This window comes from Umezawaea sp. (assembly GCF_057122925.1).
Window position 1 is genome coordinate 24,798 of sequence record NZ_DBNGPQ010000138.1, and the last position, 26,374, is coordinate 51,171.

Genomic DNA, 26,374 nt, shown 5'->3' on the forward strand with positions numbered 1-26,374 from the left:
CACAAGGAGGTCAGTCGGTGGCGCTCGTCGTCCAGAAGTACGGCGGTTCCTCGGTCGGAAGCGCCGAGCGGATCAAACGGGTGGCCGAGCGGATCGTCGCGACCCGGAAAGCCGGCAACGACGTGGTCGTCGCGGTCTCCGCGATGGGCGACTCGACCGACGAACTGCTCGACCTGGCCCGCCAGGTGTCCCCGGTCCCGCCCGCCCGCGAGCTCGACATGCTCCTCACCTCCGGTGAGCGCATCTCGATGTCGCTGCTGGCGATGGCGATCGACGCGCTGGGGGCCGAGGCCCGGTCGTACACCGGATCGCAGGCGGGCGTGATCACCACGTCCGTGCACGGCAAGGCGCGCATCATCGACGTGACGCCGAGCCGGATCTCCGACGCGCTGGCCGACGGGGCGATCGCGATCGTCGCCGGGTTCCAGGGCGTCAGCCAGGACAGCAAGGAGATCACCACGCTCGGGCGCGGTGGCACGGACACGACCGCGGTGGCGCTGGCCGCCGCGCTCAAGGCCGACGTCTGCGAGATCTACACCGATGTGGACGGCGTGTTCACCGCCGACCCCCGCATCGTGCCCAACGCCAAGCGGCTCGAGACCATCACCTACGAGGAGATGCTCGAGATGGCCGCGTGCGGCGCGAAGGTGCTGATGCTGCGCTGCGTCGAGTACGCGCGCCGCTACAGCGTCCCCGTGCACGTCCGCTCTTCGTTCAGCAACAAGCCAGGGACCATCGTGTCCGGGTCAGTGGAGGACCATCCCGTGGAACAGGCGATGATCACCGGTGTCGCGCACGACCGGTCGGAGGCCAAGGTCACCGTGACCGCCGTGCCCGACCACCCCGGCGTGGCGGCCAAGATCTTCCGCGTCGTGGCGCAGGCCGAGATCGACATCGACATGGTCGTGCAGAACATCTCGCGCGCCGCCGACGGCCGCACCGACATCACGTTCACGCTGCCCAAGGACGACGGCCCGCGCGCCGTCGAGGCGCTGAACAAGTCGCGCGACGAGATCGGCTTCGAGCAGGTCCTCTACGACGACCACGTCGGCAAGGTGTCGCTGATCGGGGCCGGGATGCGGTCGCACCCCGGTGTGACGGCGACGTTCTGCGAGGCGCTGGCCACGGCGGGGGTGAACATCGAGATCATCTCCACGTCGGAGATCCGGATCTCGGTGATCTGCCGGGACACGCAGCTCGACGACGCGGTCCGCGCGCTGCACGACGCGTTCGAACTCGGTGGGGACGAAGAGGCAGTGGTGTACGCGGGGAGCGGACGATGAGCGGACCTGTCCTGGCGCTGGTGGGCGCGACCGGTGCCGTCGGCACCGTGATGATCGACATCATGGACCGCCGCGCGAGCGTGCCGTGGAGCGAGGTCCGGCTGATCGCCTCGGCGCGGTCGGCGGGGAAGAAGCTCACCGTCCGCGGTGAGGAGCTGACGGTCGTCGCGCTGTCGCCCGAGGCGTTCGACGGCGTCGACATCGCCATGTTCGACGTGCCGGACGAGGTCTCCGCGGAGTGGGCGCCGATCGCGGCGTCGCGCGGGGCCGTCGCGGTGGACAACTCCGGCGCGTTCCGGATGGACCCCGAGGTGCCCCTGGTGGTGCCCGAGGTCAACGCGGACCAGATCGCCAACCGTCCCAAGGGGATCATCGCGAACCCCAACTGCACGACGCTGTCGATGATGGCGGCGCTGGGGGCGCTGCACCGCGAGTTCGAGCTGAGGGAACTCGTGGTGTCGTCATACCAGGCGGCCTCCGGTGGCGGGCAGGCCGCGATCGACCGCCTGTACGCCGAGCTGGAGGCGTTGGCGGGCAAGGAGGTCGGGGTTCGGGTCGGTGACGTGCGCGAGGTCCTCGACGCGGCCGGGCTGCCCGTGTCGGACTCGCCGTTCCCGGCTCCGCTGGTGCAGAACGTGATCCCGTGGGCCGGGTCGCTGAAGGACGACGGGTGGACCAGCGAGGAGCTGAAGGTCCGCAACGAGTCCCGCAAGATCCTCGGCATCCCGGACCTGAAGGTGTCGGCGACCTGCGTGCGGGTGCCGGTCGTGACGACGCACTCGTTGGCGGTGCACGCGGTGTTCGCGCGCGAGGTCACCGTCGAGGCGGCGCACAAGATCCTGGCCGAGCAGCCGACGATCGTGCTGGTGGACGACCCGGCCGAGCTGAAGTTCCCCACGCCGGTCGACACGGTCGGGGAGGACCCGACGTTCGTGGGGCGGGTTCGGCAGGCGCTGGACTTCCCGAACACGCTGGACTTCTTCGTGTGCGGCGACAACCTGCGCAAGGGCGCGGCGCTGAACACGTACGAGATCGCCGAAGGGCTGGCCGAGCGGCTGTAGCGGTGCGGTGACGGGGGCGTGGTCGGCGGGTGCGTCGGCCACGCCCCTTTCGCCGTTCGTTGAGTAGCGTCTGCGGGTATGGCTGAGGCAGTGCTCGGTGTGGACCTGGGAACCACCGCGACGAAGGTGATCGCGGTCGATCGGAGTGCTCGGGTGCTGTTCAGCGCCGAGCACGGCTATCCGTTGCACACCACCCCCTCCGGGGAGGCGACGCACGACCCGCTCCAGGTGGTGGAGGCGGCCTTCCTGGCGTTGCGGGAGGTCGCTGCGTGGTGCGTGTCGTCGGACGTCGACGTGGTGGCGCTGTCGTTGACGGGGGCGATGCACACGCTGCTCGCCCTGGACGCGGACGGTTCGCCGCTCACCGGGTCGTTGAGCTGGGCGGACAACCGGGCGGTCGAGGAGACGGCGCTGCTGCGCGGGACCGAGGAGGGCGCGCTGCTGCACCAGGTGACGGGGACGCCCATCCACCCGTTCGCGCCGCTGTCGAAGTTGGCGTGGTTCACGCGGCACTCGCCCGAACTGGCCCGCGGCGCCCGGTGGTGCGGGTTGAAGGACTTCGTCGGGTACCGGTTGACGGGGCGGCTGGCCACGGAGCACTCGTCGGCGTCCGGCACCGGGTTGATGGACATCCACCGGTTGGCGTGGCACCCCGGTTCGCTGGCGTTCGCGGGGATCCGGGCCGAGCAGCTGCCGGAGTTGCTGGCCCCCGTCGACTCGCTGCCGCTGACGGCGGACGTGCTGGGGATCCGGCCCGGTACCCCGGTGGTCATGGGGGGCGGCGACGGGCCGCTGGCCAACCTCGGTGTGGGGGCCGTGGTTCCCGGCGTGGCGGCGTTGTCGTTGGGGACCAGCGGGGCCCTGCGGGTCGTTCGCGATCAGCCCGGTGTGGACGAACGCGGGCGGGTGTTCTGCTACGGGATCGCGGAGGGCCTGTGGGTGCTGGGGGGCGCGGTCAGCAACGGTGGGGTGGTCGCGCAGTGGGCCGCCGAGACGTTCGGCGTCGAGGTGGGGGCCTTGTTGGACGAGGCCGCGGAGGTGCCCGTGGGAGCCGGTGGGGTGCTGGCGCTGCCCTACCTGCTGGCTGAGCGGGCCCCCTGGTGGGACCCGGACCCCCGCGCTTCGCTGATCGGGGTGCGGCGGGAGCACGGTCGGGCCGAGATCACCCGCGCCCTGGTGGAGGGGGTGGGGCAGCAGTTGGCTCTGGTGCTGGACGCGGTGCGGTCCACGGGGGCCGGGGTGGAGACGGTCCGGGTCACCGGCGGGGCGTTCCGGAGTGAGCTGTGGGCCGTGGTGCTGGCTTCGGCGTTGGGGATGCCGTTGGAGCTGGCCGACGACAGCGAGGGGTCCGGGGTGGGCGCCGCCCTGGTGGGGTGGAGGGCCTTGGGGGTGTTGCCGTCGTTGACGGCGGCGGCTGAGTTGATCGTTCCCGCTCGGACCATCGCTCCTGATGGTGAGGCCGTGAAGTACTACGCGCGGGCTCGGCCTCTGGTGGAGAAGGCCTATTCGGCTTTGCGGGAGTTGCACGCGGAGTTGGTTCGGTGAGGTGGGGGTAGGGGTTCCGCCGGTCCCAGCGGTGGTGGCCGATGCGACTCGGGGACCCCTCGATGTGACCCTGTGATCGGGCTGAAGGGCAGGTGGTGGCTACCTGCCCTTCCACCGGGGCAAGGGTCGAATCCCCCGAGCGACATCGGCCACTGCTCTAGGGAAGGCTCTGGCTCGTTGGTTGCGGGTCGGCCTTTTCGTTGTTCTTGGTCGTGTGTTTCGCTCTGTGGTCGAGGGCTGCGCCCAGGGCCGCGATGGCGGCGCCCGCTGCTCCCGTCGCCGCGAAGCCCCAGCCCGATGACGAGTGGTCTATGACGAAGCCCGCCAGTGGGGCTCCTGCTGCTGCTCCGAGGGTGAACGCTGAGCCTTGCAGGCCCATTGCCTCGCCGCGCACCGATGCCGGGGTCAGTTTGGTGATCACCTCGCCCGTGCTGGCGATCACCGGAGCCGCCAGCATGTTTGCCGGGACCAGTGCTGCTGCCAGTAGCCAGAGGTTGTCTGATGCCAGGCCCACCGGGATGGCCAGCAGGCCCAGTGAGGCCATGAGGGTTCTCGGGGTCGGGGCGTTCGTGAGGCCGCCGTAGATGAAGCCGCCCATCAGCGAGGCCGCGCACATGACGATGACCAGTGGGCCGGTCCACTGGATCTGGCCTTGTTCTTGCAGGGCGGCCACCAGGGAGACTTCCATCCCCGCCAGTACGAGGATCGCTCCGCAGGACGTCACCAGCACACCCAGGACCGGTGCCGTCAGCCATTCCCGCCTCGGTGGGCGTTCCGCGTGGGTTTCCTCCTCCTCGCTGCGGACCGGGGGGTTGGCGATCCACAGTGCGATCCCGGCCGCGACCATGGCGGCTCCCACCGTCCACAGTGCTGTGCGGCTGGAGGCGCTGGTGGTGAGCAGCACCGCCAGCGCCGGTCCCGCCATGTAGGCGACCTCGACGGCCATGGAGTCCATGGCGAGCGCGGTTCTGCGGTGGTCCACCGGTGTCAGCGCGGTGAGGACCTGGCGGCCGATGGACATCACCGGGAGGATCGTGAGGCCGGTCAGGAACGCCGTCACGAGCAGGACCGGATAGGACAGTGCCGGTGCGGTGAACCAGAACAGGCCCTCGGTGACCGTGCTGAGCGCGAGCATCGTGCGCAGTCCTCGGCGGTCGGTGAGGCGGCCCATCAGCGGGGCGCCCAGTGCGATGCCGATGGTGCTGGCCGTGCCGACCAGGCCCGCCGCGCCGTAGCCCCTGTCCAGCGACAGGACCACGTGGAGCGTCAGGGTCATGCCCGACGCCGTCGTCGGGATCCTGGCCAGGAGCATCAGCAGCATCGCCGGTCTGATGCCCGGCAGGCGGAGCAGGCTCAGGTACTTAGCAGGGTTCACGATCCCATCGTGCCCTGCGGGAGCAAGTCTTTAACCGCTCGTTTTCTTGACTCATTCCAGAAAACGTGGTCACATGGTCGGGACATGACACCTGACCCGCGTGAACTGCTGCGAGGAGCCGGACTGCGTCTCACCGCTCCTCGGCTGGCCGTGCTGGAGTGGCTCGGCCGGCACCCGCACTCGACGGCCGAGCACGTGGCCGACGGGGTGCGGGAGCGGCTGGGGACGGTGTCGACACAAGCCGTCTACGACGTGTTGAACACGTGTTCCCGGCTGAACCTCGTGCGCAGGATCGAGCCCGCCGGTCATCCGGCCCGCTACGAGACGCGCACGGGGGACGACCACCACCACCTGGTTTGCCGCCGCTGCGGCCGCGCCGAGGACGTCGACCACGTCCACGGCGCGGCGCCCTGCCTCGAACCCCCGAACTCGGCGGGCTTCACCGTCGACCGGGCCGAGGTGGTCTTCTGGGGCCTGTGCGGCGACTGCCAACTCCCACCACGGAACGAGGAGCCACCAGCGTGACCGAACCGCGCCACACCACGAACAACGTCGGCATCCCCGTCGCGAGCGACGACCACTCGCTGACGTTGGGCGCCAACGGGCCGATCCTGCTCCAGGACCACTACCTGATCGAGAAGAACGCCCAGTTCAACCGCGAGCGGGTGCCCGAGCGCGTGGTGCACGCCAAGGGCGGCGGCGCGTTCGGGTACCTGGAGGTCACCGAGGACGTCAGCCGGTACACGAAGGCGGCGCTGTTCCAGCCCGGTGTGAAGACCGAGGCGCTGGTGCGGTTCTCGACCGTCGCGGGTGAGCTGGGGTCGCCGGACACGTGGCGCGACCCGCGCGGCTTCTCGCTGAAGTTCTACACGTCGCAGGGCAACTACGACCTGGTCGGGAACAACACGCCGGTGTTCTTCCTGCGCGACCCGATCAAGTTCCCGGACTTCATCCGCTCGCAGAAGCGGCGGGCCGACACCGGTCGCCGCGACCACGACATGCAGTGGGACTTCTGGACGCTCCAGCCGCAGACGGCGCACCAGGTGGCCTGGCTGATGGGCGACCGGGGCATCCCGAAGACGTGGCGCCACCAGAACGGGTACGGCTCGCACACGTTCCTCTGGGAGAACGCGGTCGGCGAGAAGTTCTGGGTGAAGTACCACTTCAAGACCGACCAGGGCATCGAGACGCTGACGTCGGAGGAGGCCGCGCGGATCGCCGGTGAGGACGCCGACGCGCACCGGGCCGACCTGTGGCACTCGATCGAGCGCGGCGAGCACCCGTCGTGGACCCTGCACGTCCAGGTGATGCCGTACGCGGAGGCGGAGAACTACCGGTTCAACCCGTTCGACCTGACGAAGGTGTGGCCGCACGGCGACTACCCGCTGGTCAAGGTCGGCAAGCTGGTGCTGGACCGGAACCCGGCCGACTACTTCGCGGAGATCGAGCAGGCCGCGTTCGAGCCGACGAACCTGGTGCCCGGCATCGGGCCGTCGCCGGACAAGATGCTGATCGGCCGGATGTTCTCCTACCCGGACGCGCACCGGTACCGGATCGGCGCGAACTACGCGCAGTTGCCGGTGAACCGGCCGAAGTCGCCGGTGAACTCCTACTCCAAGGACGGCGCGATGCGGTACGGCAACGCGTCCGACCCGGTGTACGCGCCGAACTCCTACGGCGGCCCGCACGCCGACCCGATCGCGGCGGGCGAGGTGACGACGAACTACGGCGTCGAGGACGCCCCCGTGCGCGCGGCCTACAAGCTGCACGTCGAGGACGACGACTTCGGCCAGGCGGGCACGCTGATCCGCGAGGTGTTCACGCAGGAGCAGCGCGACCGGCTCGTGGAGACCGTGATCAACCACGCGGGCAACGGCGTGTCCGAGCCGGTGCTGGAGCGCGTGTTCGAGTACTGGCGCAACATCGACAAGGAGACCGGCGACCGCATCGCCGCAGGCTTCGGCAAGTGAGCTAGACCCGCACGCCACCACGCGCAACGGCCCCGGCGGCGCTCCTCGCGAGCGCCACCGGGGCCGTTCCGCCGTGCTCAGGCGGTCTTCGGCACGTCCTGGCGGGCGTTGGCCAGCGCGAGCCCGGTGCGCAGCGAGCCGACGGCCTCGGACACGGCCTCGCGGTAGATGCCGCCCAGGCCGAGGACGTTGGCGAACCCGTGGAACAGGCCCTCGTGGCGGCGGAGCACGACCGGCACGCCCTCCTCCGCGAGCCGCGCCGCGAACGCCTCGCCCTCGTCGCGCAGCGGGTCGAAGCCCGCGGTCGCGAGGTAGGTGGGCGGCAGGAGGCTGAGGTCGTCGGCCAGCAGCACCGAGATCCTGGGGTCCACCCAGGACTCCTCCTCGGGCGCGTAGTGGTCGCGGAACCAGTCCATCTTGGCGTCGGTGAGGAAGAAGCCGTTGCCGAACAGGTCGCGGGAGCGGCGGCGGGTCGAGGCGTCGACGGCGGGGTAGAGCAGCAGCAGGAACACCGGTGTCGGCCCACCGGCCTGCGCCGCGCGCAACGCGGTCACGGCGGCCAGGTTGCCGCCCGCGCTGTCGCCGCCGAGCGCGATGCGGTCGCGGTCCACGCGCAGGTCGGAGGCGTGCTCGACGGCCCACTCGAACGCGACCATCACGTCCTCCACGGCCGCGGGGAACGGGTGTTCCGGGGCGAGCCGGTAGTCGACGGCCAGCACGCGGACGCCCGCCTCGACGGCGAGGAACCGGCACAGGTTGTCGTGGCTGTCGAGGTCCCCGCTGACCCAGCCGCCACCGTGGTAGAAGATCAACAACGCGGAGTCGGGTGCGAGGCCGACGGGTTCGTAGACGCGGCCGGGGACCACGCCGCCGTCGCGGGGGATGCGCACCGGGCGCGTGGCGACGCCCTGCACGACCGGTCCGCACACCAGCGCGTTGCTCTGCGTCAGCGCGGCCCGGTTCTGCGCGGGCGTGGTGGTGTCCCAGTCCTGGCCGCTGAGCTGCTGGAGCTTGAGCAGGAGCTGGGCGTCGGGGTGCAGGCGCTGGCCGTCGACGACGACCGGCTTCCCGGTGATCAGCCGCCGCACCGGAGCGGGCAGGCCGAAGGCGAACCGCAGGGCCCCCGCGAGGACACCGACGGGGAGGGAATCGGCGAGCTTCGACATGAGTCGAATGTTACTCGCGGGTAGTCGATGTGACGAGCGTCCCCACCGGGTGGACCTCCACCGCGCTGGAGGTCGTACGGTCGAGTCGTTCGGTTCGCGCAGGTGGAAGGATCTCGACGCATGACGGTCACCGTGGTGGGCATCGGGGGCTCCATCCGCCCCAACTCGCAGTCCGAACGCGCGATGCGCATCGCGCTGTCGGGCGCGCGCGAAGCCGGTGCGCACACGATCGAGGTGACCGGCCCCGACCTCGTGCTCCCGTTCTACGACCCGCACGTCCCCGACCGCCCCGAGGCGGCGTCCCGGCTCGTGAAGGCGCTCCGCGGGGCCGACGGCGTCGTGCTGGTGTCGCCCGGCTACCACGGCACGGTGTCCGGCCTGGTCAAGAACGCGCTGGACTACGTCGAGGACCTCCGCACCGACGACCGCCCGTACCTCACGGGCCGCGCGGTCGGCTGCGTCGCCGCCGCGCAGGGCTGGCAGGCGTCCGTCACCACGCTGACCGCGCTGCGCTCGATCGTGCACGCGCTGCGCGGCTGGCCGACGCCGCTGGGCGCGGCCGTGCACTCCGGCGACGTCACCTTCGACGGCGACGGCGGCTGCTCGGACCCGGCCGTCGCGGAGACGCTGCGCGTCATCGGCCGCCAGGTCGCGGAGTTCGCCCTGTCACAGTCGGGTTGACGTTCGCACCTTCGGGTATGCCTTCGGCGGGTGAGTTGCCACACCACCGGGAGTCGAAGAGTGTCGGAGAGTGGTTACCAAGTAGTAGAACACCGGGAACCACCCCTCCAGCTCGAAGGAGAGCGTCACATGAACGTGCTCTACACCGCCGAAGCCGTCGCCCTGGGTGAAGGTCGTCAGGGCGAGATCCGGTCTTCCGACGGGGTGCTCGACGAGCTGGTGGCGATCCCCAAGGAGATGGGCGGACCCGGTGGCGGCACGAACCCCGAGCAGCTGTTCGCCGCAGGCTACGCCGCGTGCTTCAACAGCGCGCTGCGGACCGCCGCCCGCATCGCCAAGGTCGAGGTCGGCGTGACCGAGGTGACGGCGAAGGTCGGCATCGGCCGCATCGACGACCGCCCCGGCTTCCACCTGACCGTCGACCTGGTCGCCCGCGTCGACGGCGTCGAGCAGTCCGTGGCGGACAAGCTCGTCCACGAGGCGCACCAGCTGTGCCCGTACTCCAACGCGACTCGCGGCAACATCGAGGTGGCCGTTACCGCCACCGTCTGAAGGAGGCGCTGAAGTCATGCCCGTCAAGTCACCGATCAGCTCCCCGCTCGGCAACGCCGAGAGGGACGCCGTCGGCGAGGTGCTCCAGAGCACCCTGGTCGACCTGATCGACCTGTCCCTGATCGCCAAGCAGGCGCACTGGAACATCGTCGGCAAGAACTTCCGCAGCGTGCACCTCCAGCTCGACGAGCTGGTCACGTTCGCGCGGACCTACACCGACGAGGTCGCCGAGCGCGCCAGCGCGCTGGGCGTCTCGCCCAACGGCAAGGTGCGCACCGTCGCCGACGGCTCCGTGCTGGACTTCCCGGAGGGCTGGCAGGACGAGGACACGGTGATCACCACGATCGTGTCCGCCCTCGCGAAGCTCATCGAGCGGCTCCGCACGCGGATCGAGGCGACCGACAAGGCGGACCTGGTGTCCCAGGACCTGCTCATCGAGATCACCAAGCAGGTCGAGCAGGCGCACTGGATGTGGCAGGCCCAGCAGGCGTGAGACCGCGGCCGCCGCGGGTCCTTCCCGCGGCGGCCGCTCTCGCCTGCTCCCCGTGATCCGTGCTCGCCGTGGGCCATGCCCGTGCGGCACCCCGCGGCACCGCCGGCATGTACGGGTCGGGGTGGTGCCGGGACACGATCGTCATCGTCGGGTGGTGCCCCGCGTACTCGAACACGGAGCACAGGAACCCGACCCCACCGGCCAGGCCCGCGAGCAGCGGCCCGCTCGCCCGGCCGCCGAGGACGTTGCGCAGCAGCGCCGACCCGTGCCGCGTGCCACCGCCGGTGCGGACGGCCTGCTCGCCCAGCAGGTGGCGGCGGGCTGTGGAGCAGGTCTCCCCGGTGCGGGCCATCCGGCTCCGCACCAGGTGCCCGAACGACCTGCGCTCGGTCGTCGCGTGCCTCCAGGACGGACCCCACGCGCCCGCCCGACCCGTCGGGCGCACGACACCGTCACGACGCACCCCGAGGACGCGGGTCCCCTCCGCCCCCGCGATCGCCTGCCCGCGTGGGGGCCGGTCAGGAGGTAGGGCGCGGTACGGCGCCGTGCGACCAGACCAGCGCGGTGACCGCGATCCCCACCGGGTGTCGCGCGGCTCAGGTGCGGCGACGGCACCACGATGAATCGCCCTGGACGGCGCGAAACCCGGCGGGGGTCGCCTAGCTCGGCAGGTGCCGCAGCGCGAAGGAGACCTCGGCCGCCGTCTGCTTGAGCGACTCCTCGATCACCAGCGACCCGTGGCCCGCGTTCCAGCGGTACACCTCGTACACCGCGCCCCGCTCGGCCAGCCGGTCCAGGTAGTTGTCGATCTGCCGGATCGGGCAGCGCGGGTCGTTCTCGCCCGCGAGCACCAGCACGGGCGCGCGCACCGCGTCGACGTAGGTCAGCGGCGAGCACTCGCGGTACAGCTCCGGCAGCTCCTCCGGCGACCCGCCGAACAGCGCCCGGTCGAACGCCCGCAGCGGCTCCATCTCGTCCTCGTACGCCGCCAGGTAGTCCGCCACCGGGATCATCGACGTGCCGACGGCCCAGCGCTCCGGCTGGGTGCCCAGCGCCAGCAGGCTCAGGTAACCGCCCCACGACGCGCCGTTGACCACGCACCTCGCCGGGTCGGCGAAGCCGGTCTCGACGGCCCAGTCGTGCACCGCGGCCACGTCGGCCAGCTCGGTGAGCCCCGGCCTGCCCTCGATCGCGTCCCGCCACGCCGACCCGTACCCGGTGGAGCCCCGGTAGTTCACGTGCACCACCGCGAAGCCCGCGTCCAGCCACACCGAGCGGTACGCGGAGAACCTGTCCTCGTCCGCCGACTGCGGGCCGCCGTGCAGGCTGAACACCGTCGGCAGCGGCCCGTCCGGCGCACCGGCAGGCCGGGCGACGAGCGCGTGCACCCGGCCGCCGGGCCCGTCCACGAACACGTCGGCCACGTCCTGCGAACCGGGGGCCTTCGCCCCGTCCGACTCCAGCAGCACGCGCTCCGAGCCGTCCGGCGACAGCGCGCGGACCACGGGCGGGTGCGCGGCCGACGACCACGAGTACTCGACCGTCCCGTCCGGACGCACGGCCGCCGACCCGACGGTCCCGTGCGGGGTGTCCAGCTCGGACAGCTCACCGGTCATCAGGTGGTAGCGGTAGAGCGTGTTGCGGGCCTCGAACGTGTGCACGACGAGCAGCGCCGTCGCGTCCGGGTACCAGTCCGCGACGATCTCGCCGGGCAGGTCGATGACGATCTCCGACTCGGTGTCCGCCTCGACGTCCCAGAGCAGCAGCTCCTCGCGGCCCCGGCGCTCGTGCAGCACCAGCACCCGGTTGTCGCCCAGCACCGGGCTGAACGCGACCGTGCCGAGGCCCTTGCCCTCGCCGTCCCACTTCTCCGCGACGGTCGCGCCCGTCTCCACCGACAGCACCCGCAGCGCGGGGTGCCTGCTGTCGCCGTGCTCGGAGTGCGAGAGCACCAGCAGCGTCTCGTCCTTCGACAGCGCGTCCAGCCCGCCGTCGTTCTCGTGCGCGTAGACGACCTCCGCCGCACCGCCCTTGCGCGAGAGCCACACCGACGTGCCGTCGTCCGTCGACACGCCCACGGCGGTGACGTCCCCACCGATCTCCAGGCCCGCCGAGTACCCCGCGGGCACGCCCTCGACCGCGGTCCACGCGTCCCGGCCGTCCGCGGTGAACGGCTCGCTCACCCACAGGCCGAACTCGTCGCCGTCGTGGTCGGCGAACCACCAGATCGACTCGCCGTCCGGGCTGATCCGGTAGTGCGACGTGCCGTTCGGCCGGTCCGTCACCTTCCGGTGGACGTCGTCCGACCGGTCCCAGGCGTAGACCTCCCACACCCCGCTCGCGTTCGACAGGTACAGGTTCCGGTCGGGCGCGTTCTCCGCCCAGGAGGGGGCCGACATCCTCGGCGCGGCGAAGCGGGCCCGCCACCGGGCCTCGGCCTCGGGGTCGGTGAACAGCGGATTCGGAACCACGGCAGCGGGATGAGTCGTCACGACTGCGATCCTGCCTCAAGGGTCCGACACCCGGTCACCAGGTAGTAGTCCGCCAGCCCGCGCGCCACCACCCTGGTCCAGTTCCGGTCCCAGTCGTGGCGCACGCGGCCGAGCTCGATCCACCGGTCGAACCCGGCCCACACGTGCTCGCCGATGGTCGTGGCCACGACGTCGACGAACCCGGCCGCCCGCAGGTCGGCCAGCACCCCGTCCACCGGGTGGGCCAGGTCGAGGCCGCTCGCGAACGTCCCCAGCAGGTCGGCGATCTCGGGTCCGGCGTCGGCGCGGTTGGCGAAGAACGTCGCCACCGCGAGCCGCCCACCCGGTCGGAGCACCCGGAACGACTCCCGCGCGAACCCGGCGACGTCCTCGAAGTGCTGGGCCGCCTCCACCGACAGCAGCTTGTCGAACTCCCCGTCGCCGAAGGGCAGGTCGGACGCCGACCCCCGCACGAACGCCAGCCGCTCGTCGTGGTGGGCGGCGGACGCGCGCGCCACCTGCTCGGGTTCGACGTCCACCCCGCGCACCACCGAGGGCCCGCGCCCCACCGCCGAGGCCGCGCCCAGCCCGCGTCCGCTCCCGACCTCCAGCACCCGGTCCCCGGCACCGACGTCGAGCACGTCCAGCACCAGGTCGTAGAGGGCCTGCTGGCTCGCGATCCGCTGGTCGAGGGTCAGCTCGCCGTCGAGCGGGATCCCCTTCCAGTAGCCGAAGTTGATGTAGCCGCCACCGAAGATCGGCAGCTCGCTGAGGTCCCCGACGCCGTAGAACCGCCGCCGCAACTCGATCCGCGCTCGTCGCTCGTCCACGGGTCGAGGTTCCCACTAGCCTGGCGCCACGGGGAGGCCCACATGACGATCACCGCAGGCGACGGCACCGACGTCCGCGTGCACGACGAGGGCTCGGGGCCGGTCGTGGTGCTGCTGCACCCCGGCCTGGACGACGGCAGCCGCGACCACGAGCTGGCCGCGATCCTCGCCCGCCGGTTCCGCGTCCTGAGGCTGCACCGCAGGCAGTACCGCCTCGACCTGGACACCCTGCCGTGCAGCGTCGCCGACGAGGTCGACGACGTGGTGGCCGTGGTCCGCTCGGTCGGCGGGCCGGTCGTGCTCTACGGCCACTCCGACGGCGGCGTGGTCGCCCTGGAGGCGCTGGCGGCGGCACCGCGGGCGTTCTCCGGCGCCGTGGTCTTCGAGGCGCCGGTGGCCATCGGCCCACCCCTGGGCGGTGAGGTGGTCGCCGAGGCGAAGGCCGCGCTGGCCGCGGGCAGGCCGGGCCGCGCCATGGCGCTCTTCTTCCGCCGCACCGTCGGCCTGGCGCCGTGGCAGGCGACCCTCGCGGGCGCGGCCGTCGCCGCCGTCCCGAAGTACCGCCGACTGGTGCCCGGCCAGATCAACTCGCTGGCCGCGCTGGACGACCTCGGCGTGCGCCTGGACACCTACGCCCGCGTCACCGTGCCGACCGTCCTGCTCGGCGGCGACCGCAGCCCCGCCCACCTGGCCGAACGCCTCGACGCGCTCGCCGCCGCGATGCCCACCGCCGAGCGCGTGGTCATGCCGGGCCGCGACCACGGCGCCGACCTCAAGCACCCCGCCGAGGTCGCCGCCGTCGTCGAAGCGCTGGCCGACCGCGTGCTGCGCGCACGGGACGACCGCTAGCGGCCCGCCCTGGTGGACACCGACACGTGGTCGACGACCATGGACCGGTCCGGCGCGGTGGTGGCCGTCGGCGTGCCGCGGCCCGCCACGCCGTCGGGGAAGGCGCCGCCGACGGCGACGTTGAGCAGCACGAAGAAGCCGGTGTGCGAGGTCATCGAGGCCCACGCGGCCGGACCGACCCGCGCCTCGTCGACCGAGTGGTACCGCTGCCCGTCGACGTACCAGCGGAACTCGTTCGGGCTGGTGCCCCGGTCCCACTCGAACGCGTAGGTGTGGAACTCCGCCAGGCACGGCGAGCCGGGGCACGCCGAGTCGGCGCCGATGCCCCGCGGCTCGTCGCACGGCCCGCCCGCCGCGACACCGCAGTGCAGGACGCCCCACACCCGGTCCACGCCGTTGACGTTCTCCACGACGTCGACCTCGCCGACACCCGGCCAGTTCCAGTGGTGATCGCGGTAGGGCGCGCCGAGCGCCCAGAAGGCGGCCCAGTAGCCCAGCCCGGCGTCGCCCCGGACGTCGGGCATCCGCACGCGGCCCTCGATGCGCAGCGCACCGCCCTCGGGGGCCGTGAAGTCGGCGCGCCTGCTCTGGACGCGACCGGACGTCCAGGCGCCCGAGGCGTCCCGCCGTGGGGTGATCTCCAGGTTGCCGCGGCCGTCCAGGCCGATGTTCGACCGGTCCGCGGTGTAGGTCTGCACCTCGCCCGTGCCCCAGTTCGCCGGGCCACCGGGGTAGGCGGTGCCGGTGTCGAGGATCCAGCCGTCCGCGGCGGGCGGAGCGCCCTCGGCGCCGTCGAAGTCCTCGCGCCAGGTGACCTGCCAGTCCGGCTGCTGCTCCGCGCCTAGGTCGGGACTCGAACACGCCGCCGTCAGCAGGACCACCGCGAGGGCGATCACCGTGCGCGGGCGGGCGACTGTCATGGGACGGGCCTCTCGTCGGAGCTGCGGGGTACGCATGGAAGCGGTCCCGCGACCCCCGTGTCAACGGCGGCCACGCGCTCCCGGCACCGAACTGTGCGCTCCGTCGGGAAGATCGGCTACTCGGCCCTCTTCAGGGGCGTCGGCGCCTGCCGCCGCCGGTCGTCCAGCTCTTCGGCGAAGATCGCGTCCATGGTCCGCGCCGCCCGCGACAGCGCCACCCCGAGCGCGGTGACCAGCGTGCACGCGGCCGCGGTGAGGAACGCGAACAACGGCGTGGTCAGCACACCGACGAGGCTGGACAGCGTGACGATCGTCAGCGCGGTCGTCGCGGTGGTCACCCACGTTTTTCGGGCATGGTCGACCGAGGAGATGAAGCTCATGGAGTTTCTCCCGACGTGAACGGCGCCTTCTGGTGCGGACGCCATGTCTCGTTGTCGGAACAACCTCTATTCTCGTTACGCTGAGTCAGCTGAGATATCCTTTTTCACCCGATCGTGCGAACGGCGATGAGTTTTGGCGTAGGGAGTGGTCTCACCTCCATGAGTGAACAACTTCCACGAATCACGCACCGCGCCGAACAGCCGTACGCGGCCATCAGGGGCGTGGTCACCATGCGGACCTTCGGCGAGATCGCCGACCGCATGGGCGAGGTCTTCGGCTGGCTCGGCGCGAGGGGTGTCGAGCCGGCCGGAGCCCCGTTCTTCAGGTACAACCGGATCGGCGCGGAGGACGTGCTGGAGGTCGAGGCCGGGGTCCCCGTGGAGGCTCCCGTCGCAGGTGAGGGCGATGTGCTCGCCGGTGTCCTGCCCGCGGGGCGGTACGTGGAGATCACGCACACCGGCCATCCCGACGACCTGCTGGCCATCACCGAGGACCTGCTGGCGTGGGCCGCCGACCGGGGTCTCGCGTGGGACGTGGAGGACTCCCCGGAGGGTGAGCTGTGGGGGTGCAGGCTGGAGGTCTTCCTGACCGACCCGACCGTGGAACCGGACATGGCGAAGTGGGAAACGGCACTCGCGTTCCGCTTGGCCGACTGATCCGCGCCTACGCGGGAGGCACAGGGCGACGCGCGTCGCGGAGTGCTTTATCGCGTGGATTTCTCGCATTCGAGTTCCGATAAACAGTTTCACGCCGAGCTGATTCGTCGATCACCGGCGGGCCGGGGACGTGATCGAGTTCCCGGCCCGCCGGACGGTCGCGTCCCGGCTAGCAGGCGATGCCCAGGCACCCCAGCGGGTTGTTGACGGAGGTGTTCCCGCCGCCGTCGACCACCGTGCCCGGCTGGGCCCAGTAGCCGTACGCGTGGTTGTCGGCGGAGTGGTTGTCCCGCACCACCAGATCGCCCCCGCTCGGCAGGTAGAAGTGCGCCCCCGCGTCGATCACGTTCCCGCCCTTGTCCCAGGTGCTGGGGCGGAAGCCGTTGGCGGTGAACGTGTTGTGCTCGACCACCACCCTGCCCGCCAGCGGGGTGTCGAGGTTGACGGTCAGCCCGGCGGACGCCATGTTCGAGAACGTGTTGCCGCGGATCACGCCGTTGTCCAGCCTGACGATCATCATCCCGGTGATGTCGACGTCGAACCGGTTGCGCAGGACGACGAGCTTCGTCGCGTAGACGATGAACCCGTCCAGCGTGCTGTCGGTGATCGTCAGGTTGACGGCCCCGACCTGGTAGGAGTAGACCCGCGCCCCGCGGATCGTCAGGTTGGTGCACCCCATCCACGTGGAGTTCAGAAAGCCGCCCCTGAACGTCAACGACGAATCCTCGTCGCAGTTGAGGTAATCACTGATCTGGGTTTGGCTGTTGTCGATCCTGCACGGCGAAGAGGTGTAGCAGCGGAACGAGTAACCCTGGACACTCGATTCCGAGACGGTCACCGACGACCCTTCGGAGAACAGCGTCTGCGTGTACCAGTTTCCCTGGGTGACTTTGTGCAGGAGCGTGTTCCGCGCCCCGGTCCCGGCGATGCCCGCGGCGATGGTCGCGTTCGAGAAGGTGGTCCGCAGCGTGTTCTCCAGCTTCACGCCGCCGACGTTGTCGCCGGTGATCGCGCCGTTGCGGACGACCGTCCTCCGCACGTCCTTGACCAGCAGCGCGGTCTTGGCCTTGAGCTCGTGGCCACCGAGGTCGACCACCACCCCGTTGCCCGCGACGACGAGCCCGACGTCCGCGCAGACCAGGTCCGCGGTCAGCGCAACGCTGTGCGTGATCGTGGCCCCGCACTGCACCGTACCCGCCGAAGCCGGTGGTGTTTGTGAGCCGAACAGTGCAATTGTCGCAGCGAACAGCGTCAATAATCGCATTGATGCCTCCCCTTGTCCGGATGAACAAGGGTGGCACCTCCGCGCGACGAAGTCGCCGGTTCGCCGGAATTTCCACCGAACGTCCCAGGGGAATTGTTGATTCGATCGAAAAACCCGCAATTCTGCGATCCAGGCCATGCTGATTGTTAATCGCACCCGCGGGTGCTGGACGGACTGGTCGCTCCCGGAGGGGACGGGTGCTGGGACGAGAACAGGCCGGGAACCCTCGCGGGTTCCCGGCCTGTGTGTTCAACCGTCGGGATCGCGGGATTCAGGTTGAACTCTCGTCTGGCTCGCTACGTCCAGAACAAGATCAATGAGGTAGACGCATCCTAGGACTGCCTCCGCTGGCCCCGTGGACAGCCACAGGGGCCAGCGGAGGTGCTAGCGACCGGGTCGAGGAACGTCCTCGATGAAGTTCTCTTCGGTCGCGTCACGTCCCCGGAAGATCCTGATCATCGTTGCCCGTGGCTCGATCTGCTGGCGGAAGGCGTTAGCAGCCTCCGTGCGAGCTAACTCAACGGTTGGATGCCCACCACTGCTGGTGATCAACCTTCCCGAGGCCGAAAAGTAGGCAAGGCCAAATTCCTCCATATTATTGCTCCATTTCTGGGAAGCCGCCGGGCTCTGCGTAGCTTCCGTCTTCGTTGTATCGGAAGCCATGGCTAATGATGCCGCTCTTACTGCCATCGTTGTTCCTTGACCTCACGCCGCAAGCGTCAGCGAACTCGTGAGCGTCGAAGTTCGGATCGTTGTAGCCCAACACTTGAGCAGTCACCCACATGACGTTCATGCGGATATTGGCAGCCTCGCCATCCGACAGGAACTTAGTGTCGCGGCCAGGATTGTCCCGAGGGCGTTGATGTCCCGCGCGGTCATTACGCCATGGGGCATCTGACCAGTCATGGTTTTTGATTTCCGCCGCAAACTGTGCAGCGATCTTGCTGAGAGGCATCTATACTCCTGGTATGCGGTCGATTGTACCCAATATCGTTCGCGTAGGGCAGAATGTTACCCTCGCTCAGCTATCGCGCACGATAAAGCAAGCTCGTTCATATAGCTCATCGAAGGTTATGATCTCCACGTCCTGAAAAGACTGTCTGAATAGCTCGAATGAAGACAGTTGCTGCGGATTGACCGCGCCATTCACTTTGAACTCATCAAGGTTACCGATGATCAGCGCTTGTCGTGGCTTGATAGTCGAAAACTGGATACCGGTGGGCGTTCCGTCATCCTTGTACAGATCATGCAGTTCCCGCGAAATACTCATGAGCGCTTTACTCACGGTCTTCTGAATCTGGGACAGCCCGCCACTGACTTCATCGGAAACCCGATACACGTCAGGTTTCCGGTAGACCCCAGAAGCGAGAAGTGACTTCTCGTGTGTTTTAATCTCACAGAATAACAGGCTGCTGATGTAGCCCTTCGAACGTAGAATCGCATCGACACGCTTGCCCGCACCCGTGAAAATGTTCGCTCCGGTTGTAATCCGCTCCATCTTCTCAGGATCAAGTGGCTCGCAGGCAACCAACTTCAGCCCATAGCCGAATATCCAGGTGTTGGCCTCAAAGAAGGCCTGCCAAAGTGCCTCCGGTCCGACCTTCTCCAGGCGCACACGCTCTTGCTCGAAGAACTCTTTGTCGGTCAAAAGCTTCTCAAACACCTTGAGCTGTGCCTTGCGGTTGCTGAGGAGCAGCATGTCTTCTTCAGTCAGCCCGCCGCCTAAGGCGATCCGCACAGCCTCAAGTACCGTCTGCTTGTCTGTTGACTCAAGCAGTTCTGCAAGCTGGGCACTGTCTTCGGCAACGACGCGAAAGTTGTCGTCTGGCAGCTCAACACCAGTAAAGCTTTGTAGAAAGTGAATAAGCTTCCACACGTTTTTGTGGGCGTCGCTCGTGTCAACTGTAGCCTTGATGATCCTTGTGACTTCATCCTCAGCGACTACGTGCGCCAGAGTCTTCTTCTGCTTATTGGTCTTATCCTTCTTCCAAAACCTCAGCCGCGGAGCGTACTTGCCGTCTTTCTTGATGAGCGTCACCTGGCACAGCGTTGCCACTTGAGGCCCATCCTTAAGCACGAAGTCAGTGATGAGCCGGTTTAATTTGGTGTCGTAGAAATACTGAAAGCCGCTTTCACTGCCACTATCCCGGATTTCCAGCATCGAGAAGTCGTCATCAGACACCGAGAATTCGGTCTCATCGGCTCGATAGCTAACTGAAAATGCCGTCATAGTGGTACATCCTTATTGACCATTCTAACGCAAAGATCGACTTACAAACACTGTCGTCCGAGGCGGCCAGTCTGTTACAGAGGCGATCTTGCTACAGGAAGTGGACATGACAGAGGGTTGAATTTGGCAACGTGACGCCGGTCACGTACTATGTCTACACGGGAGGATCACATGTCGGAAGAGACGCTCTACACGAAATCTGGAAAACCAGTTGCCTACTTGGCATCGGACAATGAGACCATCTATCTCTGGTCTGGGCGTGCCGTTGCCTACATGGATCAAGGCACCGTCTACGGCTGGAATGGGAAGCATCTGGGATGGTGGAGTGACGGGGTCATCTATGATCTTCAGGGCAGGCGTGTCGGCTTCACCCGTCAACGTTGCCCGAACGTTTGTCATGTGCCATCAGTTAAATCCGTGAAGCGCGTCAAGAATGTCAAAAGTATCCGTTCCATTCCAAATGTCAGAAGCGCGTTTTCAAGTAGTAGTTCTACGCAGGAGCTTGAAGACTTCCTTAAGCGCGGTTCGGCTTAGGTAAGGGCGAATGAGCATGTCGCAACTATCGTATGGATTACTATCGCAGCTGATTGACATTCCATGTTCAAGCTGTGGCTACCTCTTTGAGGTGCAACTCGTCGACGTCTACACCCAGACATTCAGAACGTGCCCTTGCTGTCGTCAGCGATTCCGCCTAGTTGATGGCGACGGCTCTGTCTACGGTACTATTCAGGATGTTGACCAGGCTATGCGCAACTTGCAATCCCAGATGAAAGGCCTCTTTGGATGAGGTACGAACGCGACCTTCAAGTTCGTATTCGGGAGCGCTACAAGCGTCTCTTTAAGACTGGTCATGACGTATACGACGTGCAATGCGGCTATGTCCGCGACTTCATCTTGAAGAGTCCAGCGCTTCGGGCCATCGTTGAGCAGCTCGAACATAGCCTTCCGGAGCTAGACGCGACAAAGTGGGTCGCAGACAACTTCGACTATCACAACCACAAGTGGCCAAACAGTGAGCAGGGGCGAGCAAAGGTTGTTTGGCACATGCTTCGCAGCTTCGCTGACGGCAGTGTTGATCCGCTACAGATCAGCCACTCCTTCTCGAATGAGCGCAATATTAACGCGTCTGTCCGTGAAATGACCGAACAGGTCATGGAGCCGTTCGTTGAATACCTTGAGGAACGGCTTGGCACCGAGAGTGAGACCCTCTATTTGCTAGAGCGCCTAAAGCAACGCATCGAGCGTTTTGATTCGGATGAGCTGTTTGCCAGGTACGAAGCTGACACCGCACACGGCGAAGATATTTATGATCGATACATCCAGAAGTTCCTGTTCGATCAAGGCGCTGATCATGTCATCGCGAAGCCGCGGACTGCTTCGGGCGAAGCGGACGTGGTTTCGAACCTCGACAGTGATGACGCTCTGATCGAGGAAACGAAACTCTATGACGGTGCCAGTTACGGTGTCTCGTACATCCGCAAGGGCTTCAATCAGGCGGTCCAATACGCGCACGACCACGGCAAGACGGCCGCCCACCTCATCGTGATCAATCTCAGCGATGATAATCTACAGATTGCCTCGGACGAGGACGTTGCGATCTGGCCGCCACGAGTTCACTCATCCGGCGTCACAGTCTATATCGTCGTGGTACGCGCGCGTCCTTCACCATCCGCGAGCAAGCGTGGTTCACAAAAGACAGTCCAGGTAACGCGAGAGAAGTTGATTCTCGCTACCGATCAGTGACCTATCCGGGAAAAGTTTGCCCGTTCAGTGATTCGAGTTGATGTAATCCAACTTGAATAACATATTGGGCAAGTTCTTCCGTGATTTGCTGACGAAGTATGCGTGAGTAGCATTTGAAATACAGACTAAGAAAACAACTTCTGCTCAATCTCTCGCAGAAAGCCAATCACTTCCGATGCTGATGCGGCAAGCTCTTGCCTTGCCTCTTCTTCATTGGCAGCACACCAGCCCTTCACATCGTGCAGCAACTGCTTCTTCGCTGCTCGCTTTTTCTCGCCATGAAGGGCGAAGGCTTCGCCCACGCGATCCTGGAAGTCGACCGGATAGTACCGCTCGAAATCGGTTTCGACCCATGTGCGGAAGTGGTCAGGTGAGTACGAGTCCTTGTAGGTTTTCGCGAGGTTTGCCGCAACCTCCTTACCGCGGTCATCACCATCAATGACGACCCAGGCGCGCTGTTTATAGCTTTTTTCGAGGTGCGTGAAAAGGAACAGGCGGTTAAGCTCGTTGAAGAGTGGTTTAACGCCGTCAACTCCCCTGCCGGAAACAACCTTAATGCGGGCAAGCTTCGGCGCAAACCATGGGATTAGATACTGTTCGATAATAGTCTGCGCCGACGCCTCCTCCAGAAACAACCATCCCTCGTACATATCGAAATCGGTAAGCTCATAACCGAGCTGTCGCAGCAGTGCGATGCGTGCTTCAGTAGTGTTCTCTACAAGCTTGATCGTTGAGGTTGGCGCTTGCCCGCGTTCGAACGTGGACTCCACCGAGAATAGACGTGCATCTGGTGCAGCACCGAGATACCTAGTAACGATATTGCTGTGCGTCGTCACAATAAACTGGTTGTTGGCAGACTTTTCCACGATGACACTTAGCAGAAACTTGAGCGCTTCTGGGTGCAGGTCGTTTTCCGGTTCCTCGATGAGAAACAGGTTTCCGTTGCCCCGACACAAGTTGACGATGAGTCCAAGCATGCTTGAGACGCCTTCACCCATTGCCTCAATAGCGATGTGCTCGTCATCGTCGCCAACAGAAATGCCAATCCTCTGGCCTGCATGCTCGACTGCATACGTGCTTAGATTAAAGCCAATGGCTTGCTTGCACAGTTCAACAAATTCTTCATTGCCACGATAGGTACTATCTGCGAGCCGAAAGACTTTCGCGGCAAGGTTTCGCAGATCGGATGCTACCGACTTGGTGCGCTCACTGTCGACAGATGGGTCGATTATAACCTTGCGTTTCGAATAATATGGATAAATAAAGTTGACTGGTTCAACTGGGGAAATTGGTTCCGCAGATGTCCGTCGACTCTCTCCCAAGTCGGCATACGAGTTCATTTCAAGGCGAGGACTAGTGCCATGGGAAAATTCAATTACCATGGTAAATTCTTCGTTCTCAAAAGAGTGCCCGAAACGTCTATCTGAAAGTGGCTGAGTTACATCGGCTAGAGACAGCCTGACTGAGCCGCTTTCATGGCCGATTCGAATGTCCGAGTCAAGGGCGTCCTCTCCGTACTGCATTAGATGTATCGCCCTCAGGACCGCGGACTTGCCACTATTATTGCGGCCAAGAAGGACGTTGATCGACCCCAGTTCGATGTCGCCCGTATCCTCGAAACTTTTCCAGTTTTGAATTCGAACAGATGTGACCTTCATGCAGTAACCCGCCAGAGTTTTACGTTGCACCGACTTTAATACAACTTCACCCGCCTACCGAGTCTCAGCAAGCGGGCGAAGTCTTGGACAGCAACGTCGCAGAGCTACCCGTTGCCATCCCGAATCTTCTTCAAGAACTGAGTCCACTCAACATCTCCCACGATCAGCACGCCGCCGTTGGGGTTCTTGGAATCCCGAGCGGCAACGACGTCACCGAGCAGCGCAACCTCTACGCACTGACCGTTGCCACTGCTACGGGAACTCGTGCGCCACACGGCGTGCGTAAGGTCTGCCTTGCGCATGGTGCCTCCTTACTCGATCTCTCTCGCGATGTGTGCAACCAGCTCGACTGAGCTGTCGGGACTGAGCGCTACGGCGCGCAGGTTGTCGAAGATGGTGCTGTAGCGGCTGATGTCGGCCTCCGACTCCAAGAACAGATCACCAGCCATGCTGTCGATGTAGATGAGGTCGGTGTCCATCGGGTCGGCGAAGTCCATCAGGACGAACGAACCAGGCATACCAGCGTGGGCGCCGGTGCTGTAGGGGATCACCTGCAAGGTGATGTGCGGTTCGCGGGTCACGTCCAGGAGGTGCCGGAGCTGGGCGTGCATGACTTGACCGCCACCGACCAGTCGATGTAGCGCGGCCTCGTCCACGATCGCCCACAGCTTGAGCGGCTGTTCCTTGCTCAGCACGCCACGCCGTTCCATGCGGGCTTGCACGCGGTCTTCGACCTCTTGCGTGTTGGCCATCGGCAACACGCCCCGGATGACCGCTCGTGCGTAGTCCTCGGTCTGGAGCAGACCTGGGATGAACAGCGACTCGTAGTTGCTGACGCCCAGCGCCTCGGCCTCGAAGCTGATGTAGGCCGTGTACTCCTCGGGCAGGTCGGAGTGGAAGCCGCGTAGCCAGCCTTGCTCGGTGGACTCCTTGGAGAGCGCCACCAAGTGCTCGCGCTGCGGTTCGTCGGTGTCGTAGTGCTTGAGCAAGGTGAGCAGCGTTCGCTTCTGCGGGCGCGTGCGAGCCGTCTCGATCCGGTACAGCGTCGAATCGTTGATGCCCGTCGCCTCGGCAACATCTTCACGGCTCAACCCGGACGCCGCGCGCAGGCGACGGAGTTCACCTGCAAGTCGGCGCAGACGAACGGTTGGCGTGTGCTTCTTGACGGCCACGAGTGTCGATCCTTCCTCAACTCCCGCAGGAGTAGCGCCAGTGTGGCGGTGATCTAGGACGAACTCAAACTACAGGGCACCTGCAAAACAGGCGTTTGCAGTCCTTGCATTTGCAGTCTTGCGCGGGCATGCTTGCGTCTGTACGGCGCGCAACCACCCCGACACAGCGCGTCGCTGCACCAAGCCGGGCTAGGCGGCGGCGCTCCCCGAAGCCGCCGCCTAGCCCGGTCACCAGCACGCCCCTACATCCGAGAACACCGGACGCCACACGTCCGGCGATGACGCACGCGAAAAAGGTGATCCCGATGGCTTCGGTGTCTACGCCTCCAGAGGACGCAGTACCCACCCCAAACAGTCCGTCTGTGGTCTACGGCTACATCCGCATGGAGGAGCCGGACGAGATCGAGATTGCCTTGCTGCGCAGGGACATCAGCCGCTACTGCACCGACCGCGGACTGTTGCTCGGCTCGACGTTCGTCGACCGCGACGTGCGAGGACACGAAATCGCCCGTACCGGCTTTACCGCGTTGCTCGACGTACTGACGTTCCCGGACAGCTACGGGGTGGTGGTGCCGACCGTTGATCACCTATCCACCAACGACGGTATCCGCAAGGTGTTGACCACCCGGATCGTTGGGGTGGGCCGCAAGCTGTTCGTCATCTACCCCGACGCCTCCGACACGGCGGATGCATCGTGACCACCCCGGCGGTGAACGGCGTAGATGGCATGCAGCGCGCCGCTCACTGGACGGGGCTACGGAGTACGAGGCGCGTAGACCTCACACGCCGATCAGGCATGCCGTGTTGAGCCGCGACGAACGCATCTTCCTAGGTGCTCTCGGACAGGCCAACCAGGAGCTTGGACGCTACGTCGTCCGTGTGCTCCAGGAGAGCACCGGTACTGGCGTCACGGAGTACTCACGTGCCCTCCCTGGCGTCGAGCTGGCGCTCGGCCTGGCGCTGCTCGACTTCGGCCACCAGCTCATTCAACGCGCTGAGGCCCGCGGACTGGTCGTGGTGGAAGGCGTTGCGCCCCAAGCAAAAGCACTCGATCGGCCCGTGGGTGAGCCGACTCAAACCGGACTTTCGGCAAATGAGGTACAGCAGTGACCACGTCGCCTGACAACGAGCAGCCCTCCTACCGGCTTGCCAACGCCCACAGTCGGGAACTCGGTGAGGAGTTGCGGCGGATTCGACTTGACCTGGGACTCAAGGGCACCGTCGTCTGCCAGGACGTGGAGTGGTCACCGAGCAAGCTCAGCAAGCTGGAGAGCGGCGTTCGAGGTGCGAGCGAAGCGGACGTCGCCACACTGCTGGGCCTCTATCGCGTGGGCAAGGCAGCCCGAACTCGCGTCCTCGGGCTGGCCACCGAGCCGGACTACGGCTTGTTCGTCCGCGCGCACCACAATGCCTCGCCGGACGACGTGCTGTGTGTGCGGATGCATGAGGCCACCGCCCGGACGCTCACCTGCTACCAACCGCTGCTGCTGCCGTCACTGCTGCACACCTCGGCATACGCCGAAGCCCTGCTCCGTCACACCTGCACCAGTGGCGAACAGCTCGGCGTCTGGCTCGACGCTCGTGCTGCTCGACAAGAAGCACTGCACCAGGAGGCCGCACCCGAAGCGGTGTTCTTCATCCACGAAGCCGCGCTGCGACTGGTGGTTGGTGACACGAGCGTGATGCACGACCAGTGCTTGCACCTTGGTTTCATGGCCGAACAGCCTCGGTTCACTCTGCGGGTGATACCGGTATCCACGGGTCACCCCGCGCTGCGGCACGCGGTGACGCTCTTGACCTTCGCAGCGCCTCTGAAGCCGCTGGGCTACAGCGAAACCGACACGGCCACGGTGTTCTTTGACGAGGACACCGCCATTGCCACCGTGCAAAGGAAATTCGCAGCGCTGGACAGGCTGGTGCTGGGGGTCGAGCAGTCGAAGGACGTCTTCAGGCACTGGGCTGATGTGTACGACAGCGCCGAACTCCCCCTCAGCGGGAGGTGAGCTGGAAGTGGATGTTGCAACCAAATCCGCGGTGATCGTGCTGGGGCTGGTGGGCTTCATCTGGTGGGTGA

Annotated in this window: 27 protein-coding genes; 14 read left to right on the top strand and 13 right to left on the bottom strand. The window is 66.3% G+C overall.

Annotation, left to right across the window (positions count from 1 at the left end; all coding sequences use genetic code 11):
- Nucleotides 1-17: 17 nt before the first annotated feature.
- The 3 genes from AC156L_RS30840 (at nt 18) to AC156L_RS30850 (ending at nt 3,889) form a co-directional block, all read left to right on the top strand.
- Complete coding sequence (locus AC156L_RS30840; protein WP_259628872.1) at nt 18-1,283, top strand: aspartate kinase; 1,266 nt, start codon at nt 18-20, stop codon at nt 1,281-1,283.
- A complete protein-coding gene (locus tag AC156L_RS30845) occupies nt 1,280-2,344 on the top strand; it encodes an aspartate-semialdehyde dehydrogenase (RefSeq protein ID WP_330877568.1) in 1,065 nt (354 codons plus the stop codon). Before AC156L_RS30840 ends, AC156L_RS30845 begins: the two co-directional genes overlap by 4 nt.
- Nucleotides 2,345-2,422: 78 nt before the next feature.
- The gene (locus tag AC156L_RS30850) at nt 2,423-3,889 is read left to right on the top strand and encodes a gluconokinase (protein ID WP_330877569.1); all 1,467 of its coding nucleotides are present in this window, start codon (nt 2,423-2,425) and stop codon (nt 3,887-3,889) included.
- 157 nt (nt 3,890-4,046) lie between these two features.
- Here AC156L_RS30850 and AC156L_RS30855 read toward each other — a convergent pair whose 3' ends face one another.
- Nucleotides 4,047-5,210: an MFS transporter gene (locus tag AC156L_RS30855; RefSeq protein WP_484407513.1), complete on the bottom strand. Its 1,164-nt coding sequence runs from the start codon at nt 5,208-5,210 to the stop codon at nt 4,047-4,049.
- Nucleotides 5,211-5,348: 138 nt separating this feature from the next.
- On the opposite strand from AC156L_RS30855, the gene AC156L_RS30860 reads away from it, so the two are divergent.
- Complete coding sequence (locus AC156L_RS30860; protein WP_330875529.1) at nt 5,349-5,789, top strand: Fur family transcriptional regulator; 441 nt, start codon at nt 5,349-5,351, stop codon at nt 5,787-5,789.
- Complete coding sequence (locus AC156L_RS30865; protein WP_484407514.1) at nt 5,786-7,234, top strand: catalase; 1,449 nt, start codon at nt 5,786-5,788, stop codon at nt 7,232-7,234. Before AC156L_RS30860 ends, AC156L_RS30865 begins: the two co-directional genes overlap by 4 nt.
- Before the next feature lie 77 nt (nt 7,235-7,311).
- Here AC156L_RS30865 and AC156L_RS30870 read toward each other — a convergent pair whose 3' ends face one another.
- Nucleotides 7,312-8,400 (bottom strand): alpha/beta hydrolase, encoded by a 1,089-nt coding sequence (locus AC156L_RS30870; RefSeq protein ID WP_330875531.1) that lies wholly within the window; start codon nt 8,398-8,400, stop codon nt 7,312-7,314.
- Between the two features lie 120 nt (nt 8,401-8,520).
- On the opposite strand from AC156L_RS30870, the gene AC156L_RS30875 reads away from it, so the two are divergent.
- The 3 genes from AC156L_RS30875 to AC156L_RS30885 all read left to right on the top strand — a co-directional run bounded on the left by AC156L_RS30875 (nt 8,521) and on the right by AC156L_RS30885 (nt 10,126).
- Nucleotides 8,521-9,081 (top strand): NADPH-dependent FMN reductase, encoded by a 561-nt coding sequence (locus AC156L_RS30875; protein ID WP_330875532.1) that lies wholly within the window; start codon nt 8,521-8,523, stop codon nt 9,079-9,081.
- 129 nt (nt 9,082-9,210) lie between these two features.
- A complete protein-coding gene (locus AC156L_RS30880) occupies nt 9,211-9,633 on the top strand; it encodes an organic hydroperoxide resistance protein (RefSeq protein WP_330875533.1) in 423 nt (140 codons plus the stop codon).
- A gap of 16 nt (nt 9,634-9,649) precedes the next feature.
- The gene (locus AC156L_RS30885) at nt 9,650-10,126 is read left to right on the top strand and encodes a Dps family protein (protein ID WP_330875534.1); all 477 of its coding nucleotides are present in this window, start codon (nt 9,650-9,652) and stop codon (nt 10,124-10,126) included.
- On the opposite strand, the gene AC156L_RS30890 is transcribed toward AC156L_RS30885, so the two are convergent.
- From AC156L_RS30890 to AC156L_RS30900, 3 genes are all read right to left on the bottom strand, one after another.
- Complete coding sequence (locus AC156L_RS30890) at nt 10,074-10,571, bottom strand: hypothetical protein (protein WP_330875535.1); 498 nt, start codon at nt 10,569-10,571, stop codon at nt 10,074-10,076. The two genes, AC156L_RS30885 and AC156L_RS30890, sit on opposite strands and share 53 nt — an antisense overlap.
- A gap of 214 nt (nt 10,572-10,785) precedes the next feature.
- Nucleotides 10,786-12,618 (bottom strand): S9 family peptidase, encoded by a 1,833-nt coding sequence (locus tag AC156L_RS30895; RefSeq protein ID WP_330875536.1) that lies wholly within the window; start codon nt 12,616-12,618, stop codon nt 10,786-10,788.
- Complete coding sequence (locus tag AC156L_RS30900) at nt 12,615-13,427, bottom strand: class I SAM-dependent methyltransferase (protein ID WP_330875537.1); 813 nt, start codon at nt 13,425-13,427, stop codon at nt 12,615-12,617. The genes AC156L_RS30895 and AC156L_RS30900 overlap by 4 nt, the downstream gene beginning before the upstream one ends.
- Nucleotides 13,428-13,469: 42 nt before the next feature.
- Here AC156L_RS30900 and AC156L_RS30905 point away from each other — a divergent pair, with 42 nt between their 5' ends.
- Nucleotides 13,470-14,276 carry an alpha/beta fold hydrolase gene (locus AC156L_RS30905; RefSeq protein WP_330875538.1) on the top strand — a complete coding sequence of 269 codons (807 nt, stop codon included), beginning with the start codon at nt 13,470-13,472 and terminating at the stop codon, nt 14,274-14,276.
- On the opposite strand, the gene AC156L_RS30910 is transcribed toward AC156L_RS30905, so the two are convergent.
- Nucleotides 14,273-15,196 carry a glycoside hydrolase family 16 protein gene (locus AC156L_RS30910; protein ID WP_330875539.1) on the bottom strand — a complete coding sequence of 308 codons (924 nt, stop codon included), beginning with the start codon at nt 15,194-15,196 and terminating at the stop codon, nt 14,273-14,275. The genes AC156L_RS30905 and AC156L_RS30910 overlap by 4 nt on opposite strands.
- Nucleotides 15,197-15,312: 116 nt before the next feature.
- Nucleotides 15,313-15,534 carry a hypothetical protein gene (locus tag AC156L_RS30915; RefSeq protein ID WP_330875540.1) on the bottom strand — a complete coding sequence of 74 codons (222 nt, stop codon included), beginning with the start codon at nt 15,532-15,534 and terminating at the stop codon, nt 15,313-15,315.
- A gap of 201 nt (nt 15,535-15,735) precedes the next feature.
- On the opposite strand from AC156L_RS30915, the gene AC156L_RS30920 reads away from it, so the two are divergent.
- Complete coding sequence (locus AC156L_RS30920) at nt 15,736-16,233, top strand: GyrI-like domain-containing protein (RefSeq protein WP_330875541.1); 498 nt, start codon at nt 15,736-15,738, stop codon at nt 16,231-16,233.
- Between the two features lie 169 nt (nt 16,234-16,402).
- Here the strand turns inward: AC156L_RS30920 and AC156L_RS30925 are convergent, their stop codons facing one another.
- From AC156L_RS30925 to AC156L_RS30935, 3 genes are all read right to left on the bottom strand, one after another.
- Nucleotides 16,403-17,422, bottom strand: coding sequence for a right-handed parallel beta-helix repeat-containing protein (locus AC156L_RS30925; RefSeq protein ID WP_330875542.1), 1,020 nt, complete (start codon nt 17,420-17,422; stop codon nt 16,403-16,405).
- A gap of 670 nt (nt 17,423-18,092) precedes the next feature.
- Nucleotides 18,093-18,452, bottom strand: a complete 360-nt coding sequence (locus AC156L_RS30930) for a hypothetical protein (RefSeq protein ID WP_330875543.1) — start codon at nt 18,450-18,452, stop codon at nt 18,093-18,095.
- A gap of 66 nt (nt 18,453-18,518) precedes the next feature.
- On the bottom strand, nt 18,519-19,727 hold the full coding sequence (locus AC156L_RS30935; protein ID WP_330875544.1) for a Shedu immune nuclease family protein: 1,209 nt from the start codon (nt 19,725-19,727) through the stop codon (nt 18,519-18,521).
- A 171-nt stretch (nt 19,728-19,898) separates the two neighbouring features.
- On the opposite strand from AC156L_RS30935, the gene AC156L_RS30940 reads away from it, so the two are divergent.
- Both AC156L_RS30940 and AC156L_RS30945 read left to right on the top strand, forming a co-directional pair.
- Nucleotides 19,899-20,261: a 4-fold beta flower protein gene (locus AC156L_RS30940; protein WP_330875545.1), complete on the top strand. Its 363-nt coding sequence runs from the start codon at nt 19,899-19,901 to the stop codon at nt 20,259-20,261.
- A 249-nt stretch (nt 20,262-20,510) separates the two neighbouring features.
- Entirely contained in the window at nt 20,511-21,470 is a 960-nt protein-coding gene (locus AC156L_RS30945) for a hypothetical protein (protein ID WP_330875546.1), read from the top strand.
- Nucleotides 21,471-21,595: 125 nt separating this feature from the next.
- On the opposite strand, the gene AC156L_RS30950 is transcribed toward AC156L_RS30945, so the two are convergent.
- The 3 genes from AC156L_RS30950 to AC156L_RS30960 all read right to left on the bottom strand — a co-directional run bounded on the left by AC156L_RS30950 (nt 21,596) and on the right by AC156L_RS30960 (nt 24,300).
- The gene (locus tag AC156L_RS30950; RefSeq protein WP_330875547.1) at nt 21,596-23,128 is read right to left on the bottom strand and encodes an ATP-dependent nuclease; all 1,533 of its coding nucleotides are present in this window, start codon (nt 23,126-23,128) and stop codon (nt 21,596-21,598) included.
- A gap of 104 nt (nt 23,129-23,232) precedes the next feature.
- Nucleotides 23,233-23,430 carry a DUF397 domain-containing protein gene (locus AC156L_RS30955; RefSeq protein ID WP_330875548.1) on the bottom strand — a complete coding sequence of 66 codons (198 nt, stop codon included), beginning with the start codon at nt 23,428-23,430 and terminating at the stop codon, nt 23,233-23,235.
- 9 nt (nt 23,431-23,439) lie between these two features.
- Nucleotides 23,440-24,300, bottom strand: coding sequence for a helix-turn-helix domain-containing protein (locus AC156L_RS30960; RefSeq protein ID WP_330875549.1), 861 nt, complete (start codon nt 24,298-24,300; stop codon nt 23,440-23,442).
- 362 nt (nt 24,301-24,662) lie between these two features.
- Here AC156L_RS30960 and AC156L_RS30965 point away from each other — a divergent pair, with 362 nt between their 5' ends.
- Together AC156L_RS30965 and AC156L_RS30970 are read left to right on the top strand one after the other, a co-directional pair.
- Complete coding sequence (locus AC156L_RS30965; RefSeq protein ID WP_330875550.1) at nt 24,663-24,998, top strand: recombinase family protein; 336 nt, start codon at nt 24,663-24,665, stop codon at nt 24,996-24,998.
- 408 nt (nt 24,999-25,406) lie between these two features.
- Nucleotides 25,407-26,303, top strand: a complete 897-nt coding sequence (locus AC156L_RS30970) for a helix-turn-helix domain-containing protein (RefSeq protein WP_330875551.1) — start codon at nt 25,407-25,409, stop codon at nt 26,301-26,303.
- Nucleotides 26,304-26,374: the final 71 nt, after the last annotated feature.

What these genes read in the sequence shown, in the direction of transcription:
- AC156L_RS30885 (WP_330875534.1), top strand. Translation starts at nt 9,650, where the DNA reads ATGCCCGTCAAGTCACCGATCAGCTCCCCGCTCGGCAACGCCGAGAGG.
- AC156L_RS30910 (WP_330875539.1), bottom strand. Translation starts at nt 15,196, where the DNA reads ATGACAGTCGCCCGCCCGCGCACGGTGATCGCCCTCGCGGTGGTCCTG.
- AC156L_RS30875 (WP_330875532.1), top strand. Translation starts at nt 8,521, where the DNA reads ATGACGGTCACCGTGGTGGGCATCGGGGGCTCCATCCGCCCCAACTCG.
- AC156L_RS30905 (WP_330875538.1), top strand. Translation starts at nt 13,470, where the DNA reads ATGACGATCACCGCAGGCGACGGCACCGACGTCCGCGTGCACGACGAG.
- AC156L_RS30845 (WP_330877568.1), top strand. Translation starts at nt 1,280, where the DNA reads ATGAGCGGACCTGTCCTGGCGCTGGTGGGCGCGACCGGTGCCGTCGGC.
- AC156L_RS30955 (WP_330875548.1), bottom strand. Translation starts at nt 23,430, where the DNA reads ATGCGCAAGGCAGACCTTACGCACGCCGTGTGGCGCACGAGTTCCCGT.
- AC156L_RS30950 (WP_330875547.1), bottom strand. Translation starts at nt 23,128, where the DNA reads ATGAAGGTCACATCTGTTCGAATTCAAAACTGGAAAAGTTTCGAGGAT.
- AC156L_RS30860 (WP_330875529.1), top strand. Translation starts at nt 5,349, where the DNA reads ATGACACCTGACCCGCGTGAACTGCTGCGAGGAGCCGGACTGCGTCTC.
- AC156L_RS30880 (WP_330875533.1), top strand. Translation starts at nt 9,211, where the DNA reads ATGAACGTGCTCTACACCGCCGAAGCCGTCGCCCTGGGTGAAGGTCGT.
- AC156L_RS30855 (WP_484407513.1), bottom strand. Translation starts at nt 5,210, where the DNA reads ATGCTGCTGATGCTCCTGGCCAGGATCCCGACGACGGCGTCGGGCATG.
- AC156L_RS30850 (WP_330877569.1), top strand. Translation starts at nt 2,423, where the DNA reads ATGGCTGAGGCAGTGCTCGGTGTGGACCTGGGAACCACCGCGACGAAG.
- AC156L_RS30870 (WP_330875531.1), bottom strand. Translation starts at nt 8,400, where the DNA reads ATGTCGAAGCTCGCCGATTCCCTCCCCGTCGGTGTCCTCGCGGGGGCC.
- AC156L_RS30920 (WP_330875541.1), top strand. Translation starts at nt 15,736, where the DNA reads ATGAGTGAACAACTTCCACGAATCACGCACCGCGCCGAACAGCCGTAC.
- AC156L_RS30945 (WP_330875546.1), top strand. Translation starts at nt 20,511, where the DNA reads ATGAGGTACGAACGCGACCTTCAAGTTCGTATTCGGGAGCGCTACAAG.
- AC156L_RS30940 (WP_330875545.1), top strand. Translation starts at nt 19,899, where the DNA reads ATGTCGGAAGAGACGCTCTACACGAAATCTGGAAAACCAGTTGCCTAC.
- AC156L_RS30935 (WP_330875544.1), bottom strand. Translation starts at nt 19,727, where the DNA reads ATGACGGCATTTTCAGTTAGCTATCGAGCCGATGAGACCGAATTCTCG.
- AC156L_RS30930 (WP_330875543.1), bottom strand. Translation starts at nt 18,452, where the DNA reads ATGCCTCTCAGCAAGATCGCTGCACAGTTTGCGGCGGAAATCAAAAAC.